The sequence below is a fragment of the Gluconacetobacter entanii genome (assembly GCF_013155425.1).
Classification (GTDB): domain Bacteria; phylum Pseudomonadota; class Alphaproteobacteria; order Acetobacterales; family Acetobacteraceae; genus Novacetimonas; species Novacetimonas entanii.
Genome location: NZ_JABJWD010000084.1, coordinates 1 through 16,822 on the forward strand (window position 1 = coordinate 1; position 16,822 = coordinate 16,822).

Here is a 16,822-nt window from a genome sequence, read left to right on the forward strand (position 1 = left end):
GCCCATGTCTCGTCCGTAAAGGTGCCTGTTCTGTCTCCTTCTTCCATCCCTACAATATGGGAAGAAATTCAAGATCTAACAGGCCCTAGTCGCAAGATACTTTGTCAGGATGGTCTCCTCTAAGCGGGAGACCATTCGTGAAACATCTCATTCTACCTCTTGTCCTCTCCCCCTGGCTTGCGGCATGCAGCGCTGGCAACGTGTCGTCTGCTGCACATGTGCATGGCCCAAAGGCTCCCCCGACCAGGCATGCGCGTTATGATCCGCACGTGGCCTACGGATCGACACGTGTAATCTGGACACCCCCTACGTACGATCGCGCCGGTACGATCGTCCGGCCTGATGATCCACGGGCGATGTCGGGGCGCGAGGATTACGAACATGCCTCCTGGGCAACAGGCGCTCAGGGCGGCGACAAGAACGCGCCACCCGGCACGTTCTGAGTGCTCCGCCAATCCTATCTATTCACCAGCGTAAAGCAGATGGACTTGCGGTTACGGCCTGCGTGGAATGAGGCTGTCGGCGGTGGCGACAAATTGGCGGGCGGAACCCAGGCGGCGTTCGCGGATCTGCCAGTTGAGCCACGCGTTCTGAAACGCCACGAGTGTCAGAAATGTCCAGAAGGGTGCGAACTCCAGCGCAGCAAGGAGTTGGCTGCCCTTCCAGTGGGAAAGGAGCATTTCTCCGGTCCAGCCAAGCACCAGAACAACAGCGAGCATACTGGCAGCAAGCGCCCGCCTGTATGTCTCATGCTGTCTCTGATCGAGTAAGATCGCCACAACGCGGGGTTCGACGCCGTATTCGGCAGCGCCCGCGGCGATATCAATAGGGGTACCGTCTGGCGCCCGCGGGCCCTGCATACCGGCTTTAGGCTTCAGTAATGCCTTCCCGAGGGCTTCAATCAGCGCGGCATTCCTCGTTACATCGGACCAGGCGACCAATGTACGTGGGTCGCCAATCACCACGCGGGCCACCTTGCGCGTTCTTTCAAAAAAACGCCGCGGGCCGGTCTGGTCCTGTCGTGTCTTCATTGCGAGACCGAGGTGAGAAATGTGGCGACATCCGTGGGAACGCCGTCGAGCCGGCCGGTCCCGCCATTGCGGTGCATCCAGACGAACGTTGGTGTCCCTGTGAGCCCTATCTGCCGTGCAATCCGGGTATTACGGGCAAGCTTCTCCCCACTATCCGGTTCAGGTGCAGCCAATCCCGGGTTTAGACGACCGTTGACCCACGCTTGTGCCATCTCGTTTGCCGGGAGCGATAGCATGGCTCTCGCATTGACGGTACTGGCGCCGTTATCCTCGTAATCAAGCAATGACAGCGGGACTATTTTCAGGCGAACTTTCCCTGCATCGATTGCGGGCTGAAGGATATGCATCGCCTTCATCGAGTAAATGCATTGCGGGTCTATGAACATGATGACTTCCGGGGCGGAAGGTATCCCTATAAGGCCTCCCGAGAGCCCCTGGAACTCGGACTGTTCGTTAGCGTCGGATGAAGCGCCAGAGATACTGATTTCTGGGACGGCTCCAGGAATGCCCCTGATCTGGTCTTTCGTGATGTCCTGTCCAGCGGCACCCCACATCCGGGCCGCGACTGCTGCCTTGCCATCCGGGGTCGCATAGACGACCTGAAAACGGTTATCCGCCCGAACAAACATTCCCCTGATGCCATCGACCGGTGCGAGATCGTGGGCGCGCGACCCGGCCAGGGAACGTAGGGTGTCGTAGGGTACCGGGATCAGCGTGCCGCTAAGCACGATCGCGTGGCTTTCCGGGGCGAAAAAGACCAGGAGTTCGTTCCGGGTATGGGCGATGCCAGCTTCGAACCCGTGGAGATCGGGTAGTTTTTCGATGTTGGCCCCTGCGATCCCAAGGTGGGCGACTGCATCGGTCCTACCTTTATCATCATGTTCCAGGGTCGGCCCTATGGTGTCGCTCCTGGACTCAATCGGAGTAGACACAGAGCATTGCTGTCCTCGCGCTGGCGCGTGCATGAGCAGGAGAAATGGCAACACGTAGAAACAGCGCATGGCGGACTCCGGACAATACCTATGTCCTGTACGCCCTGATCATGCGACTGCGATTAAAAAATCATCCCTTGTCGTTTCCCCTTTCTTGAGACAGGAGATTTTCAAAAGGGGGGGGGATCGGGGAGAGAATAAACGTATCTTCTGCTTCGCTTCCTAACTCCTCGACCGACATCTCGCTTATCATTTTTACAAGAATATCAACGCGGAGTTGCAAATAATGGGAATTCGGGTGGTCGTCTTTCAACTGACGGCCTTTTTCGTGGCAAAGCACCAGAATGGGGTGCAATGATCTTGCCTGCTCACGCCTGGCAGTTGATGTTTTCGCTGGAGAAGCAATGTATTCAATATTGCATCTCAGCGCTAAAATCGCCTGAACCAGCGTCAGACATAGCTGTCCGGATTGTTCGTCATCGATAAGCTCGAAACGCGAGCGAAGTTCATCAAACTTCATATCATCCTCACACGGATCAAGACGAACACACTGAAGCAACGCAGTGCACGGTTGCCATGTTTCTTACGGAGCGCTGGAGCGGCATAACCCGATATACTTTGCTATTGTTGACGATTTCCGTAGTGATTTAATCTGGTCACCTGGCTCCACGGAATCATGATCAGGCTGCTCAATCTACACGATTCCGTCTTGTTGTAACGTATATCTCATTATTGTTACCAAGTGTTTCGTCAATATTCTGCGGGCAACGCATGTTCGAAACATGCCCTGCACTTTCTGGCTGATCGAAGGGCAGTCACGCCTGAGTGGCGAGAAAAAGCGTCTTCTACGTCATCTTCGACCGGGTCATGGCTTGAGGCAACCACCAATGTGCTGGATGATTGACGTATCGGAAGACATCCGCATCGTATCATCCGACCCATAGATCGTAGGAAATGATCCATGCATGCTCCACGCGGAGTTGCAAAAGGCTGAAAGAAGTTCAGAATATCTGTACTTGGATAATAGATCATGTTAGCATCATGCGATGCGCAGGACCAATATGACATCCAGAAGATCAAGGAGCGCCGTTCCCTCAGGGAAAACAATACAACTTGGACTGTTCCCGCTATCGGTCCAGTTGCGCCGTATTCAACCCAGTTTCAATGAGTGGCGGTATTACGGACTGTCAGTTCAGCCCGACCTGTTCGGTGGTGCTGCACTTGTTCGTAACTGGGGCAGGATCGGGACAGCTGGCACCCAGCGCGTGGATCTCTATCCCGACGAAGGCGCTGCGGTGAATGCTCTGACCGCGATGATCCGTTATCGCCTGAAACGCGGCTATATCGTTACACAGTCATGACTGGCAGCATTATCTGCAGGATAACCCGGGGTGATCATCAGACAGGTGATAGAGATAAATACTGTATCCGCTCACCACGTCATGGAAAATTCGTGTGTGGATATATTCCGACTAAAAAAACTTATCATCGACATTGAGGTGAGCCGTAGTTTTCGTGAAAGGCCCGCTGCATAAGCCAGTTTACGCCGTCTGATAGCGTAATCAGGGGCAGGCTCCGCCGCATACAATTTGCGTAAAACTTGATGTTCATGGTGCAATGTGATCGATGTAGGCAACGTACCGCAATATATAATTTAGCTTTCGATACGCCATATTTTGCCGATTGCATAAAGACTTACACTCCGGCAATGTTATTCGGCAAAAATATAGCGGAGAGGCTTTATCATGGACCAATCAGACGACCTAACCCCGGCAATTGTAATTGCCATGAGCGACATCGTGGCAGCGCATCTCGGCAATACCAATACCTCTCTGCCGACAGAACATGTCCCGGCGTTTATCCGCGATGTCTACGCCGCTATCCGCGAAACAACACCGGCCACAGAGAAAAACAGCAGCATCCCTGCCCAGCAACCCGCAGTTCCAGTCGCGCAGTCGGTATTTCCTGACTACATCGTCTGTCTGGAAGATGGCAAAAAACTCAAAATGCTCAAGCGTCACCTGCAGACAAGGTACGGAATGACGCCAACGCAATACCGAGAGAAGTGGCAGCTTCCTATGGATTATCCCATGGTTGCTCCGGAGTATGCCAAAATGCGGGCGACTCTGGCGCGAGACGCGGGTCTCGGACGTAAGGTTTTGGTGCCCCAGACCGCTCCCGTGGACGAAGCAACCGCAGCACCTTCTGTCGATAGTGCGACGAAAGAAGTGTTGGTCGACACTGCAGAGGCTGTATTACCCCCCAAAAAAACGATTTCGAAGCGATCCAGGTCGTCGGCAACTGAAACCGGATCTTCCGCGGCATCGCCAAAGAAAACGCCGGGTTCCAAGACTTCAGCGAGACCGCGTGCGGTACGGAAGACCGGCACGAAAGCAAAAGGGGCCAAGGTCTGACTGATCAGCCCAGCCTATCCGGCTTTGTCATAAGGCAGCCAGGCATCACCCGAACGTCAGGATGATCAGATGATGAATGTTCATGAGGAAGATGTTCGAGTTATCATTGCGCCAGTTCGCGCCACACTGCTCAAACTGGAAGATCTCGTCGCCGGGATTACCGATCTGAACGGGCATGATGAAATTGACTTTGGACAGTCTGTAGGTGACGAAAGCTGGTGAACACCAAATCGCAGGTCACGTGGGTTCCGGACTGCGGCGACATTGTCTGGTTGGAATTTGATCCCTCAGCCGGGGCGGAAACGGGCTGTGCATCGGCCTGCGGTGCTTCTCAGCCCTGCAAGTTATAATGCCAAAGCGGGGATGACGCTTTGCTGCCCCATGACCACTAAAATCAAAGGCTATCCGTTTGAAGTAGCCGTAGTAGTAAAACCCGCCAGTGTGGTCCTCTCTGATCAGGTGAGAAGTCTGGACTGGCGGATGCGGAACGCGAAGCTCAAAGGAAAGGTCTCGGCAAAGGAAATTGAGGCAGTTCGTCAGCATGCCAGATTACTGGCTGGCCGAGGAAAACAGGGAAGCCCGAACATTTCAATGTATTCAAACATGTCCTGCCGGACTTCTTAATATGTGTTGTAGGTTCGACGCTGCATGCGCTTGTCTGATGAGCGATCAACCACGTTCTACGCCGACATACAGGGCAACGTTGGCCTCTGCGCCAGAAAACGGAAACATGAGATGTGCAGCACAGCCGAACAGGGTCACGTTCGGTTGCGGCTGCCAGCACATTCCTGGCGGTAGGTTGCTATACGTTAGCAATGGCACCGGGCTGTGGTCGGGTTTTGTACTCTAATTGGGCAGGGGTGTGAAATCACCTGTTTCAGTCTGGGTGCGGGGTGAGTCTGGAGCCTTATCCTGACGCCGATGAGCGTTCAAAACGCCGGGTACCGGCTAGACGAGCCATCAGCCCGCATATGAGTGCGGCTGCACAACGCGGGCCTATGTATGATACCGGTGATCGGGTTGAAAAAGGCAGAGCTGGGTACCGAGGGCACGACAGCATCATGTCCGTCCGTAGCAAGGAACTTTAACAGATGCTCAAATCCGAGATACGAGCCTAGCCAGCTGTGGCAGAGCAGCACAAGTGGGCAAGACGCCACGCCTTCGGTGGGTATTATTGACAGCCAGTCGGTTAAAACCGCTACAACAGCGGCCGCTGTGGTTATGACGCGAGCAAAAAAAATCAAGGGTCGCGAGCGGCATATCTCGACCGACACGCTGTGTCATGTCGTGGCAGCTGTCGTGCATCCCGCCGACATTCAGGATCATAACGGTGCGCCGCCGGCAGCAACCAAAATACGCTCATTGTTCGCTTGGCTGCGCCATCTGATTGGTGAGGGTGGATATGCTGGCGAGAAGTTGCGTGGTGTGCTGGTCGAACGTGGCCGACGGACGATCGAGATCGTCAAGCGCAGCGATCGGGCTGAAGGCTTCATCATCATGCCGAAACGCTGGATCGTGGAGCGTCGCTTCGTATGGCTCGGACGCTGCCGCCGTTTCACGAAACATGTCGAGGCACCAATCTCGTTATCCTGTGCACAGTTGATGATTGTCCATATCTGCAGGGTGCTGAGACAAATCAATCAAACCGCTTTCTAATTCAGGCTCTAACAGAGCCTTAAATTCACATATGAAATTATCGTTTACTCTAAATATAGAAATGATAATCATTTTCATAATATAAATTCTCTTTTGTAGACCGGATGTTCAGGTTCACGTCAGGTTTCTCTGTTACAGTCAGAAAGTCATCGTCGTGATGGCAGGAACTTTATGTACGCCGGGGAACAGACGCTTATTATGCAAAGGATAGTGCGGGATAGTCTGTATGCAGCCTGTATTTTCTTCCTAGGGGTGTCGGCCGCTTGGGCGGATGATGGGACAGAGGGCATATGTATGACGGTCCGGCATGGTATACGTTTGCATGTAGATGGCATGTATGGGGGTTATCCCCATTCCGTACTGCGTGACGCCGTGCTGCAGGGCGTGGCGTGCCCCTCTGATGAAGCTGAACGGCATGTCTTCGGTCTCATTGCCGACCCGCCGCCACACCTGCGTATTTCCGTTACGAGGCCCATGGGGCAGGGGCAGCAGGGGGCGATTTCGGCCCGGCTGTTCTCGCAGGGGCATTTTGTCATCGGGGAACGCATGTCCCTTTCGCCCCTGGCGCGTTCGCAGTCCCCGTTTTCGGTCACGTCCGAGATCAATCTGCTGATGGCGCGACTGTGGAGCGATTTGGCCGAACGGATCAGCCATGGTGGTCGCGCCATTCCATGATAGCCTGAAGCATGAACCGCGCCATCCCCCCCATTGTGTCGATCGCCATGGCCTGTGCCCTGCCATGGATGGCCCTGGCCCAGGACGCCCGCCCTGGCCCATCCTTCCATGAAGCCGTCGGCATGGCCTGGGCGATCGATCCCGTCCGCACCGAACTTCAGGTCGGCCATCATTCCGCCCGCGCCCGCGCCAGCGCTGCCGGGTCATGGTTTGCCGGCGGCCCGACCCTGTCGGGTGAATACATGGATGACCACATGCTGGGCAGTAACGAAGGCTATACAACCTATCAGGGCGGCGTGTCGGTGCCGCTGTGGCTGCCGGGGCAGGGCAGCGCCACGAAACAGGTCGCCAGCGCGGAAGCCGCGTCGATTGATGAGCAGCTCAATGTCGAACACATGGCGCTGTCCATCCGGGTGCTGGACGCAGCTGCCGCCGCCCTGATTGCCCGTACCCGGATGGATGTGGCCCATGCCCTGTACGATGCGACAGCGCGCATGGCCGGCAATGCGACGCATGCGGTGCATGGTGGGGAACTGGCCTCGGTCGATGGGCAGATGGCGCAGGCGGCGATGGAGAACGCGCACAATGAACTAGCCCTGGCACAGGAGGAAGCGCAGAACGCGACTACGGCCCTGGAGGTGCTGCTGGGGCGTCCGGTTGTGCCCGACCTGAGCCGTTATGGCGGCGGCGACGTGACGCAGGCCCGTTTTGTCAGCCCGCGCGACATGGAAGACAACGATCCCCGCATAAAGGTCGCGCACCGCAATGTGGAAGCCGCCGAAGCGAACATGAAACTGGCGCGCCGTTCGTTCATGCCCAACCCGGAAATCGGCGTGGACGCCATTCATGAAAAGCAGTACGGCAGCCCGTGGGATGATCGTGTGGGCGTGAATTTCAGCATCCCCCTGCCCAGCGAGGTCCGTAACACGCCCATCATGTCCGAAGCCCGCAACCGCCTGGCCACGGCCACCAGTCAGGAAACGCAGGCGCGGCGCATGGTGCATCTGGAAATGATGCGCGTGCGTGAACGCCTGATCGCGGCCACCACGGCACGACAGGCTACCCGCAGTGCCGCAGAGAATATGGAAAAGCGGGCCCAGGCGCAGGAACGGGCCTGGCGGGTAGGCGAAGCCAGTGTGGATACGGCGCTTGCCGCCCGGCAGGCGGCCGCCAATACCCGACTGGCCAGTGCCCGGGCTGAGGTGGAGTGGCATGTCGCCAGCATCCGCATGCTGATTGCAACAGGTGTTGTGCCATGAAGCGGATTGCCTCCATCCTGTTTCTTCTCGGCCTGCCTGCCCTGCCTGCCCATGCCGGGGAGGGGGCGCTGCCCCCGATCGTGAAGCTGGACGGGGCGGCGGTTGCCAATGAAGGGGTAACCATCGTCACGGCCAGGCCGGGTCGCGTGGCACCCATGCTGCCGGTCATGAGCCGGGTCATGCCCGATACGACGCGGGTCGTGCATATCCATCCCGCCGGCAGTGGCAAGGTGCTGGCAGTACTGTTACAGCCCGGAGCATCCGTGCAGCGGGGGCAGGCGCTGGTGCGCTATCAGGATCATTCCCTGCATGTTGCGCGCCTGCAGGCGGTTCAGATGCGTGCAGCGCTTGCTGCCGCCATTGCGGCCCGGACCGATGCGGCAGGCGCGGTGCAGCGGGCTAGGGCACTGGCTGGCGAGAGCATATCATTGGCCGAACTGCGCCGCAGGCAGGACGTGCTGGCACAGGCGGATGCCACCATGCGTGCACGCCAGGCGGATGTGGACACGTTGGGCCACCGTTTTGCCGAGGAGTTCAATTCATCATCGGAGCAGGACAGTCAGGGCGCGGAAGACGAAACCTCGACCCTGATCTCCCCTGTCAACGGCATGGTGCAGGTGATCGGTACGTCAGTGGCGGGTGATGTGGACCCGAGCATGGATGTGGCTACCGTCGCGGATCTGTCCAGCATATGGCTTGTTTCTGACATCCCGCCAGACCAGGCAGCGCGGATCGCACCAGGCGGCCAGCAGGTAACGCAGACGGCAGACGGCCCGTTTACATCCCGTATCGATACGGTGGACGGCATGGCCAGCCCCCTGACCGGGCTGGTCCGGGTCATAAGCCGTGTGGCCAACCCCACTGGCGCGCTGGTGCCCGGTATGGTGCTGGATTCCGCACTGGCCCAGCGTGACAGCGTGGCGGGTCTTGTCGTGCCGTCCGAAGCCATCCAGCAGATTGACGGGCATAGCGTCGTGTTCGTGCGGGTGAACGCGACGGATTACCGGCCGGTCGTGGTCGATGTGGCACTGGATGACGGGCGGCAGGCAGTGCTGCGTTCCGGCCTGAAAGGGGGCGAGCTGGTGGTGGGTCATGGTAGTTTTGCCCTGCGTTCCGTCATTGGTCTGGCCGGAATGGATGCAGACTGATGACACATGCCTACCTTGCCACCCTGATCCGCGCGCGCATGCTGGTGCTGGGCGGTCTTGGCCTGCTGCTGGCCGCGGGCATCATGGCTGTCCTGGGCCTGCCGGTGGAAGCGGTGCCGGATATTTCGCCCCGGCAGGTTCTCGTCTCGGTCGTGGCGCCGGGCCTTGCGACGGAGGAAGTGGAAAAACTCATCACCTTTCCCGTCGAGACCAGCATGACCGGAATCCCCGGCATGACTGACCTGCGTTCCGTATCGCGCGGCGGCGTCTCGGTGGTGTATGTGCAGTTTGCCGATGATACCGACATCAACCTGGACCGCACCCGCGTGAACGAGCGCATACAGCAGGCGCGTTCAAACATATCCGTGCCCGGCATTACCGTCAGCATGGGGCCGCTGGCCACTGGCATGGGCGAAATCATGCAGTTCCAGATCCGTGGCGCGGGGCGTTCGCTCATGGAACTCAACCGCATCATGAACTGGACCGTGGTGCCGCAGATGCGTCTTGTCCCCGGTGTGGTGGATGTCAACGTCAATGGGGGCGCGGAGGAAACCTATGAGGTGACGCTGGACCCCGCGCGGTTGATCGGGGCCAACATGTCGGTAGGCGAGGTCTATCGTGCGGTGGATGCCGGCAACGCGGCATCCGGCGGCGGATGGATCACGCACCATGCCGAACAGCAGAGCGTGGTCGGACGCGGGCTGGTCGGCAGCCTGGCCGACTTTGGCAACATTGCCGTGCGCACCAACCCCGATGGGTCCGCCGTGCGGCTGCGCGATCTTGGCCGCGTGCGCGCAGGCGCGCGCACCCGTCTGGGGGCGGTAACGCGTGACGGGCAGGGCGAGATTGTGATCGGCGTGGTGATGATGGAAAGCGGGGCGAGTTCCAACGCAACGCTTGCCGCGATCGACCGCGCCCTGCCGGGCATAAGGCAGGCGCTGCCCGCCGGGGTTACGATCGAACCCTATTACACCCGCGCCACCCTGACCGGGCAGACCATCGCCACCGTGCGTGACAACCTGGTCATGGGCGCCGTGCTGGTGGTGGGGGTGCTGGTGGTGGTGATCGGGAGTTGGCAGGCCGCCCTTGTCATTGCCTCGGTCATTCCGGTTGCCCTTGTCTGCGCGATGGCGGGCATGCGGCAGTTCGGTATCTCGGCCAACCTGCTCAGCCTTGGCGCAATCGATTTCGGCATGATTGTCGATGGTTCGCTGGTGGTGATCGAACATGTGCTGTCGCGGCGGGAGGAAGAACCGGAAGCGGAATTCATCCCGCTGGTCATCTCGTCCGTGCAGCAGGTCATGCGCCCGGTGGGGTTTGCCATACTGGTCATCATCATGGTCTATCTGCCGATCCTGACCCTGCAGGGGATCGAGGGGCACATGTTCCGCCCCATGGCGCAGACGGTCATCATGGCGCTGCTGGCGTCGCTGGCGTACTGCTTCATCTGCGTGCCCGTTCTGGCCGCCCTTGCGTTGGGGGGCGTGCGGCCTGCGGGTGATACGCGGCTGATTGCCTTCCTGCGCCGGCCCTATACCCATATGGTGACATGGGGGGAAACCCATCCACGCATCCTGTTTGGCGGTACGCTGGTGGTGCTGGCCCTTTCAGCGGGGCTTGCGATGCGGCTGGGCGGTGAGTTTATTCCCCAGCTTGATGAAGGGGCGCTGGCGGTCACCACCACGCGGTTGCCCTCGGCCTCGCTCGATACCGTGCTGGCTTCGGTCACGAAGCAGGAGCAGATCCTGCGCCACTTCCCTGAAGTGCGCGCGGTGGTCAGCAATACCGGCACGTCCGCCATTCCCACCGACCCGATGGGCGTGAACGAGACCGACAGCTTCATCTTCCTCAACCCGCCCTCCACATGGAAAACCGCCCGCACGCAGGCGGAGCTGGTCGCTGCGATGGATGATACCCTGCGGCGCGAACTGCCCGATGCGCTGTATTCATGGAGCCAGCCGGTGCAGATGCGCATGGATGACCTGCTCTCTGGCGTGCGCACGCAGATTGCCGTCTCGATCTTTGGCGATGACCTGGCCATGCTGGCCGAGTTGGGTGACCGGGTGGTGGCGGCCATGTCCGGCGTGAAGGGGGCAGCGGACGTGGCGGCTGCGGGGGACGGCACCGTGCCGCTGATCGTGGTCGACATTGACCGCACGCAGGCCGCCAGCCGCAATGTGGCGGTGCAGGACATTCTGGATACGGTGGAGGCGGTTGGCGGCCATATCGGTACAAGGCCGGTGATCGTGGATAACGCCATCATCAGCACGCAGGTGCGTCTTGACCCGAAGCGCGTGGCTTCGACCGCCGCAATCGGTGCGCTGCAGGTCCGGCGGGTGGACGGGCAGGGGAATGTGCTGCTGTCACAGGTGGCGCATGTGCATGAAGTCGATGGTCCGCCCCGTATAAGCCGCGATGGCGTGCGCCGGCGCATGGTGGTGCAGGCCAATGTGCGCGGGCGCGACCTGGCCGGTTACGTGGCCGAAGCCCAGGCCCGCGTGGCGCGGGATGTGAAGCTGCCCGCAGGCTATACCATGCAGTGGGACGGGCAGTTCCGTAACCTGCAATCGGCCATGCAGCGGCTGGAAATTGTGCTGCCCATCGCCCTTGGCCTGATCTTTGCCCTGCTGGTGGTGGCATTTGGCGCCGTCCGGCCCGCGCTGCTGGTGTTTGTCAACCTGCCGGTGGCGGCAACCGGCGGCATTGTGGCGCTGACGCTGCGCGGGCTGCCGTTCAGCATTTCGGCGGGGATCGGCTTCATCGCGCTGTTTGGCGTGGCGATCCTGAATGGCGTGGTGCTGGTCAGTGAGATCGCAGCCCTGCGGGCACGGGGAATGGCCGTGGCACAGGCGGCCTTTGCGGCCGCGGAATCCCGCTTCCGCCCGGTCATGGCCACGGCCCTTGTGGCCAGCCTTGGCTTTTTTCCCATGGCGTTTTCCGAAAGTGCGGGCGCGGAAGTCGAGCGCCCGCTGGCCAGCGTGGTGATCGGGGGACTGGTTTCGTCCACGCTCCTGACGTTGCTGGTATTGCCTTCATTATACGCCCGGGTCATGCGGGAAAAGGATCAGGACTGATGCGTATCCTTATTGTCGAGGATGAATACGATCTGGGTGTGGCGGTGCAGGAGCGCGTGGGTCTGGACGGGCATGCCGTGGACTGGTTCACGACGCTGGAGGACGCGCGCGCGGCCATGGCAACGGTGGATTATGATTTCATACTGCTCGACCTTGGCCTGCCCGATGGAAGCGGGCGCGACCTGCTGCGTGAGGTCCGCCGGACATCGTCTGACATCGCCATCCTCATCACCACGGCAGAAGACCAGATCAGTGACCGTATCGCGGGTCTGTCCGAAGGGGCGGATGATTATATCGTCAAGCCCTATGACCTGAATGAACTCGTGGCCCGCATTGCGGCGGTAGCCCGCCGGTATGCATCGCCGCGCAGGCAGGCGCACTGCCGCGTGGGAGAGATTACGATAGACCGGGAGAACCGGTCCGTATCGCGTGATGGCGAGCGGCTGGACCTGACCGCGCGCGAATGGAGCATCATGGAACTGCTCTCGCGCAGTCCGGGCCGGATCTATTCGCGCCAGCAGATCGACACGGTCCTTTATGCGCTGGATCGCGAAGTGGACAGCAATACTGTCGAGGTCTTCATCAGCCGCCTGCGGCGCAAGCTGGGCAATAACGTGATCCGGACCATACGCGGTCGTGGTTACTGCCTGGATGGAAAGAACGGCTCATGAAAAGCTGGAGCCTGTCCACCCGCATCATCAGCAGCGTACTTATGGTCGTTATTCTGGGGCTGCTGATCCTCAGTATCGCCGTGGGCGGATTTACCCGCTACGAGGTGACGGAACGGCTGGATAACTCGCTGCAGGAAGTGGCCGAGCGGTTGCAGACGGCGGTGGCCACGCGACTGCACGAACCGGGTGCGGCGTCATCCATCGCCTGGCTGCCCGAGGCCGGACCGCGCACACTGGCCTATCAGGTCGTGGACGTGAGTGGACATGTCGTGCTGCGTTCCCAGAATGCCCCGCAAACCGCATTTGTCAGCAACTGGCGGACCGGGTTTGCCAACGTCCCGCATTTTCGCGTTTATGTCGCGTCACCCGTGGCGGAGAAATACCGTGTCCTTGTGGGGGAACCGACCTTCCACCGGCGCGAGGCCGTCCGGCGCGCGATGCTGATCTCTGTCGTGCCCATGCTGCTTTTCATGCCGGTGATCTGGTGGCTGGTGCGCCTGATCGTGCGGCGCGCCCTGCGCCCGCTGGACCTGCTGCATGACGAGATGCGCGCACGTGGCAGCGGCAACCTTCAGCCCATTCCTCCCCTTGATCTCCCTGACGAACTAGTCTCCATCCAGCGCTCGATCAATACGCTGTTGGCGCGGTTGGAGGCAGCGCTCTCTACCGAGCGCGCCTTTGCCGCAAGCGCTGCGCATGAACTGCGTAACCCGCTTGGAGCCCTTCTGGCGCAGGTACAGATGCTGGGCCGACTGATGCCGGCGGGTTCGGATACGGGCCGGCGGGTGGAGGTCATTGCCGACCGGACCCGCAGGCTGGGCCGCACGGTGGAAAAACTGCTGCAGTTTTCCCGCGCCTCGTCCGGCGTCGCTTTCCGGCGCGACCGTTTCGACCTGATGACCGTAGTGCGTGTCCTTGTCGATGATCTTGGGCATAATCCGTGTGACGGGCAGGGCATTGTCATCGCGCCAGACGGGATTCACCACATATTCGTACATGGTGACATGGATGCGACCGGCATCATGTTGCGCAACCTGCTTGAAAACGCCCTGCTGCATGGAGGGCACCATATGCCCGTGCGGGTGGCCGTGCTATCAGATGGTGGAATCGACATCACCAATGACTGCCCCGCGCTGCCACCCGGCATATTCCAGCGGCTGACTAGCCCATTCGTGCGCGGCGGGACCGGTAATCATGGCAGTGGCCTGGGTCTCGCCATTGCCAGTAATATCGCTACCCAAATGGACGTTACTCTGCGCTTACGTTCCCCACTTACAGGATCTGCCAGAGGATTTGGTGTGTGTGTCACCTTTCCAAACTCGAAGGTAACCTAATTCATGACTGTAGAGGAACAGACGCGCAGGCAACTCCATTTTGCGTACTCTACTCCCCTATGTCACGAATGCCCTACGTCACGGTTGCCTGGTAGCAGCCCGTTGGCAATATTCTGAGAGGCTGCTTGGGAAAATCAGTCAACACGTGCCTATGGGTGGTGGGGTTGATGCGTCTTTCGCTGCGTACCGACTACGCTTTCCGTGTGTTGATCCACTTGGCGTGTAATCCTGATTCGCGTGTTACCGTCAGGAACATCACTGAGTTGCATGGCATTTCGCACAATCATCTTGTGAAAGTTGTACAACACCTGTGTCATGCCGGGATCGTACAAGGTACCCGGGGAGGTACTGGTGGCATCCGTCTGGCTGTGTCTGCCAGAAACATAAACGTCGGTCATATTATGCGGCTCATGGAAACTGAAAAAGAATCCCCTGGTGCCTGTCACTCATCTGGCAATAACCAGTGTATACTGGGCAATGCTTGTCAGTTTCGCCATCTCATAGTACAGGCCGTTGATGCATTTATGGCATTTTCCGATGGGATGAGCTTACTGGATCTCACTAGTGGTTCAGGATAATGTGTTTGCTCACTTTTCCATCCTGGCATGATGCCTCCCTCAAACACTTGATAGAACATTTGAAGCCGTCGATGAAAAAAATATCACTGTAGTCATAGTGAATCTCGTGTGAAGTAAGATTCATATAATCTTCAGGTGAAAAGTTCACTTTGTTGCGGGTAATATAATGATAGCGGACGTTATTATTATTACGGTGTTGAAAGATTTTTACCAAAGTACGGACGGCTTCTAGGCTCGGGACACATAGCCAGAACATGACGGTTGCGGTGAGACAGATGGCTGAGAAGAAGACGGTCGGGCACCTGTTGTAGCGGGTTGCAACCCGCCGCCAGCCCTTGAGCCTTCCGAATATGATCTCGACGCGATTGCGGCGTTTATATTTTCTCTTGTCGTATCTGACCGGTTTTCCGCGAGATTTCTGTCCTGAAATGCAGGGCTTTTATACCTTTTGCTTCCAGGGCGTCCCTGAACCAGTCGGCGTCATCCCCGCGATCTCCCGGCATCCATTGTGCTTCAGGAAGACTATCCAGCAGGGCAGCGGCATCGGTATAATCGCTTATCTGTCCCGCAGTCATGAAAAAGCTCAGCGGTCGCCCACTCTGGTCGGTGATCGCATGCAGCTTCGTGTTTATGCCCCTCTGGTGCGGCCGATCAAGCGACCTGGATCCCCTTTTTTAGCCGCACGCTCGAAGCCGTGCGGTGTGCCTGGAGATACGTCGCATCAGTCATGATGGTCTGGGGCTCTGCCTTTCCGGCAGCCAGACCGTCCATCATCCGGGCGCAGATCCCCATGGCGCCCCAGCGCTTCCAACGGTTTTAGAGCGTCTTATGTGGACCGTATTCCCGGGGCGCATCGCGCCAGCGCAAGCCGTTCCGATTGACAAAAATGATGCCGCTCAGCATTCGGCGGTCATCAACGCAGGCTCTACCATGGCTCTTAAAGAAAAAGGGCCGCAGACGCTCCATTTGTTCGTCCGGCAGCCAAAACAGGTCGCTCATCTCCAGTCTCCTCACAGAGCCTGAATCAGATTCCCGCACTCAAATCAATGGGTTGTTATCATAGGGGATGAAGCCAGTCTGGAAAGCACTCGGGGGCTCAACTCGCGTTCATCACCATTTTCCCATTCGACCGCGAAAGTGTGTTGCCGCCATGACACGGACGCTGCGGCTTCATGGGCTACGTGGGCGAAATGCACCGTGACATTTGCCTACCGCGCTAACTGACTACTGGCGGAGATCACCATCATGACACCCGCCACGACCATGGCGGCATGACCAATATGGTGAAACAAGCGATCATGTAGGTGCGGCAACAGGTACTTCATGATTATTGATGACAGAACCGCCGCCGCAGCAACAGCGATACCCGCAATGCTGGCCCGGGTATTCAACAGGCCGAACTCAGCGTAGAGAGCGATCTTGAGCACATGCATCATGATTTCGTTGGCCGCGCGGGTTGCGACGATTTCTTCCTTCCGCAGACCAAGTCGATAATAAAACCCATTGAACACCAGGCCGACCGCTCCGGTAAAACCGGAAATGAAGCCGGCGGTAGCACCCAGCACGTGCAGTTCGATAGCGTGGGGCGTTTTCACAGTGACCTGGGGTGCAGGCTTGCGAAAGAGAAGGGGAAGATTGCCCATCAGGAATACGCCAAGAAGCAGCGACAGATAGGCTGGCTCCATACGGCTCAATGCCCATGCGCCCAGGGCGGCGAAGGGCAACGCGGTGGGCGCAAAATGCCGGACGATGTCCCACCGGATCGCCTGCCAGAACGAGATGATGCGCGTCGCCGAACTGGCAACTGTCCCGATCGACAGGGCGGCTGGCACCTGAGTGCCAGGCAGCACCAGCCCCAGCAGGGGCATTAGGAGCAGCCCGGCACCGCCTCCCGACACGGCGCTCAGGCCAAATGCCGCGGCTGATGCAACCAGAATCAGGGACCAGAGCAGCATGGTTTGTAACCGGCCGTTTGAGGCCGCCTTATGATTGAGGATTGTGACTGGTAACTTACCGTCGTTAACGACGTCGTTATTGACGTCATTTGAGA

General features: G+C 58.8%; 15 protein-coding genes and 2 pseudogenes. 12 read left to right on the plus strand and 5 right to left on the minus strand.

Annotated elements, in window-relative coordinates:
- Positions 1 to 494: 494 nt before the first annotated feature.
- From HNH97_RS13985 to HNH97_RS13995, 3 genes are all read right to left on the minus strand, one after another.
- Positions 495 to 1,031, minus strand: coding sequence for a hypothetical protein (locus HNH97_RS13985; RefSeq protein WP_171791294.1), 537 nt, complete (start codon positions 1,029 to 1,031; stop codon positions 495 to 497).
- On the minus strand, positions 1,028 to 2,032 hold the full coding sequence (locus HNH97_RS13990) for a thiol:disulfide interchange protein (RefSeq protein ID WP_171791295.1): 1,005 nt from the start codon (positions 2,030 to 2,032) through the stop codon (positions 1,028 to 1,030). The genes HNH97_RS13985 and HNH97_RS13990 overlap by 4 nt, the downstream gene beginning before the upstream one ends.
- Before the next feature lie 61 nt (positions 2,033 to 2,093).
- A complete protein-coding gene (locus HNH97_RS13995; RefSeq protein WP_110569790.1) occupies positions 2,094 to 2,483 on the minus strand; it encodes a hypothetical protein in 390 nt (129 codons plus the stop codon).
- Positions 2,484 to 3,024: 541 nt separating this feature from the next.
- On the opposite strand from HNH97_RS13995, the gene HNH97_RS14000 reads away from it, so the two are divergent.
- The 12 genes and pseudogenes from HNH97_RS14000 (at position 3,025) to HNH97_RS14055 (ending at position 14,772) form a co-directional block, all read left to right on the plus strand.
- Positions 3,025 to 3,324: a WGR domain-containing protein gene (locus tag HNH97_RS14000; RefSeq protein WP_112209951.1), complete on the plus strand. Its 300-nt coding sequence runs from the start codon at positions 3,025 to 3,027 to the stop codon at positions 3,322 to 3,324.
- A 426-nt stretch (positions 3,325 to 3,750) separates the two neighbouring features.
- Positions 3,751 to 4,377: a MucR family transcriptional regulator gene (locus HNH97_RS14005; protein WP_223846644.1), complete on the plus strand. Its 627-nt coding sequence runs from the start codon at positions 3,751 to 3,753 to the stop codon at positions 4,375 to 4,377.
- A 69-nt stretch (positions 4,378 to 4,446) separates the two neighbouring features.
- Complete coding sequence (locus tag HNH97_RS14010; protein ID WP_053323998.1) at positions 4,447 to 4,599, plus strand: AbrB/MazE/SpoVT family DNA-binding domain-containing protein; 153 nt, start codon at positions 4,447 to 4,449, stop codon at positions 4,597 to 4,599.
- 102 nt (positions 4,600 to 4,701) lie between these two features.
- The gene (locus HNH97_RS14015) at positions 4,702 to 5,001 is read left to right on the plus strand and encodes a type II toxin-antitoxin system PemK/MazF family toxin (RefSeq protein ID WP_078527732.1); all 300 of its coding nucleotides are present in this window, start codon (positions 4,702 to 4,704) and stop codon (positions 4,999 to 5,001) included.
- A 519-nt stretch (positions 5,002 to 5,520) separates the two neighbouring features.
- Positions 5,521 to 6,033: pseudogene (locus HNH97_RS14020) on the plus strand (transposase); the annotation flags it as partial.
- Between the two features lie 198 nt (positions 6,034 to 6,231).
- Positions 6,232 to 6,708 (plus strand): hypothetical protein, encoded by a 477-nt coding sequence (locus HNH97_RS14025; protein WP_370664434.1) that lies wholly within the window; start codon positions 6,232 to 6,234, stop codon positions 6,706 to 6,708.
- An 11-nt stretch (positions 6,709 to 6,719) separates the two neighbouring features.
- Positions 6,720 to 7,967: a TolC family protein gene (locus tag HNH97_RS14030; RefSeq protein ID WP_010511649.1), complete on the plus strand. Its 1,248-nt coding sequence runs from the start codon at positions 6,720 to 6,722 to the stop codon at positions 7,965 to 7,967.
- Entirely contained in the window at positions 7,964 to 9,115 is a 1,152-nt protein-coding gene (locus HNH97_RS14035) for an efflux RND transporter periplasmic adaptor subunit (protein WP_010511650.1), read from the plus strand. Before HNH97_RS14030 ends, HNH97_RS14035 begins: the two co-directional genes overlap by 4 nt.
- Entirely contained in the window at positions 9,115 to 12,189 is a 3,075-nt protein-coding gene (locus tag HNH97_RS14040; protein WP_171791297.1) for an efflux RND transporter permease subunit, read from the plus strand. The genes HNH97_RS14035 and HNH97_RS14040 overlap by 1 nt, the downstream gene beginning before the upstream one ends.
- A complete protein-coding gene (locus tag HNH97_RS14045; RefSeq protein ID WP_014106853.1) occupies positions 12,189 to 12,860 on the plus strand; it encodes a response regulator transcription factor in 672 nt (223 codons plus the stop codon). Before HNH97_RS14040 ends, HNH97_RS14045 begins: the two co-directional genes overlap by 1 nt.
- Complete coding sequence (locus tag HNH97_RS14050) at positions 12,857 to 14,194, plus strand: histidine kinase dimerization/phospho-acceptor domain-containing protein (protein WP_053324001.1); 1,338 nt, start codon at positions 12,857 to 12,859, stop codon at positions 14,192 to 14,194. The genes HNH97_RS14045 and HNH97_RS14050 overlap by 4 nt, the downstream gene beginning before the upstream one ends.
- Before the next feature lie 167 nt (positions 14,195 to 14,361).
- Positions 14,362 to 14,772, plus strand: coding sequence for an RrF2 family transcriptional regulator (locus tag HNH97_RS14055; RefSeq protein WP_023524219.1), 411 nt, complete (start codon positions 14,362 to 14,364; stop codon positions 14,770 to 14,772).
- A gap of 244 nt (positions 14,773 to 15,016) precedes the next feature.
- Here HNH97_RS14055 and HNH97_RS14060 read toward each other — a convergent pair.
- Together HNH97_RS14060 and HNH97_RS14065 are read right to left on the minus strand one after the other, a co-directional pair.
- Positions 15,017 to 15,771: pseudogene (locus HNH97_RS14060) on the minus strand (IS5 family transposase); the annotation flags it as partial.
- Between the two features lie 209 nt (positions 15,772 to 15,980).
- The coding region (locus HNH97_RS14065) for a sulfite exporter TauE/SafE family protein (protein ID WP_244949472.1) at positions 15,981 to 16,822 on the minus strand (842 nt) is incomplete at its 5' end.

What these genes read in the sequence shown, in the direction of transcription:
- HNH97_RS13990 (WP_171791295.1), bottom strand. Translation starts at nt 2,032, where the DNA reads ATGCGCTGTTTCTACGTGTTGCCATTTCTCCTGCTCATGCACGCGCCA.
- HNH97_RS14000 (WP_112209951.1), top strand. Translation starts at nt 3,025, where the DNA reads ATGACATCCAGAAGATCAAGGAGCGCCGTTCCCTCAGGGAAAACAATA.
- HNH97_RS14010 (WP_053323998.1), top strand. Translation starts at nt 4,447, where the DNA reads ATGATGAATGTTCATGAGGAAGATGTTCGAGTTATCATTGCGCCAGTT.
- HNH97_RS13995 (WP_110569790.1), bottom strand. Translation starts at nt 2,483, where the DNA reads ATGAAGTTTGATGAACTTCGCTCGCGTTTCGAGCTTATCGATGACGAA.
- HNH97_RS13985 (WP_171791294.1), bottom strand. Translation starts at nt 1,031, where the DNA reads ATGAAGACACGACAGGACCAGACCGGCCCGCGGCGTTTTTTTGAAAGA.
- HNH97_RS14045 (WP_014106853.1), top strand. Translation starts at nt 12,189, where the DNA reads ATGCGTATCCTTATTGTCGAGGATGAATACGATCTGGGTGTGGCGGTG.
- HNH97_RS14040 (WP_171791297.1), top strand. Translation starts at nt 9,115, where the DNA reads ATGACACATGCCTACCTTGCCACCCTGATCCGCGCGCGCATGCTGGTG.
- HNH97_RS14025 (WP_370664434.1), top strand. Translation starts at nt 6,232, where the DNA reads ATGCAAAGGATAGTGCGGGATAGTCTGTATGCAGCCTGTATTTTCTTC.
- HNH97_RS14005 (WP_223846644.1), top strand. Translation starts at nt 3,751, where the DNA reads ATGAGCGACATCGTGGCAGCGCATCTCGGCAATACCAATACCTCTCTG.
- HNH97_RS14035 (WP_010511650.1), top strand. Translation starts at nt 7,964, where the DNA reads ATGAAGCGGATTGCCTCCATCCTGTTTCTTCTCGGCCTGCCTGCCCTG.
- HNH97_RS14050 (WP_053324001.1), top strand. Translation starts at nt 12,857, where the DNA reads ATGAAAAGCTGGAGCCTGTCCACCCGCATCATCAGCAGCGTACTTATG.
- HNH97_RS14030 (WP_010511649.1), top strand. Translation starts at nt 6,720, where the DNA reads ATGAACCGCGCCATCCCCCCCATTGTGTCGATCGCCATGGCCTGTGCC.
- HNH97_RS14055 (WP_023524219.1), top strand. Translation starts at nt 14,362, where the DNA reads ATGCGTCTTTCGCTGCGTACCGACTACGCTTTCCGTGTGTTGATCCAC.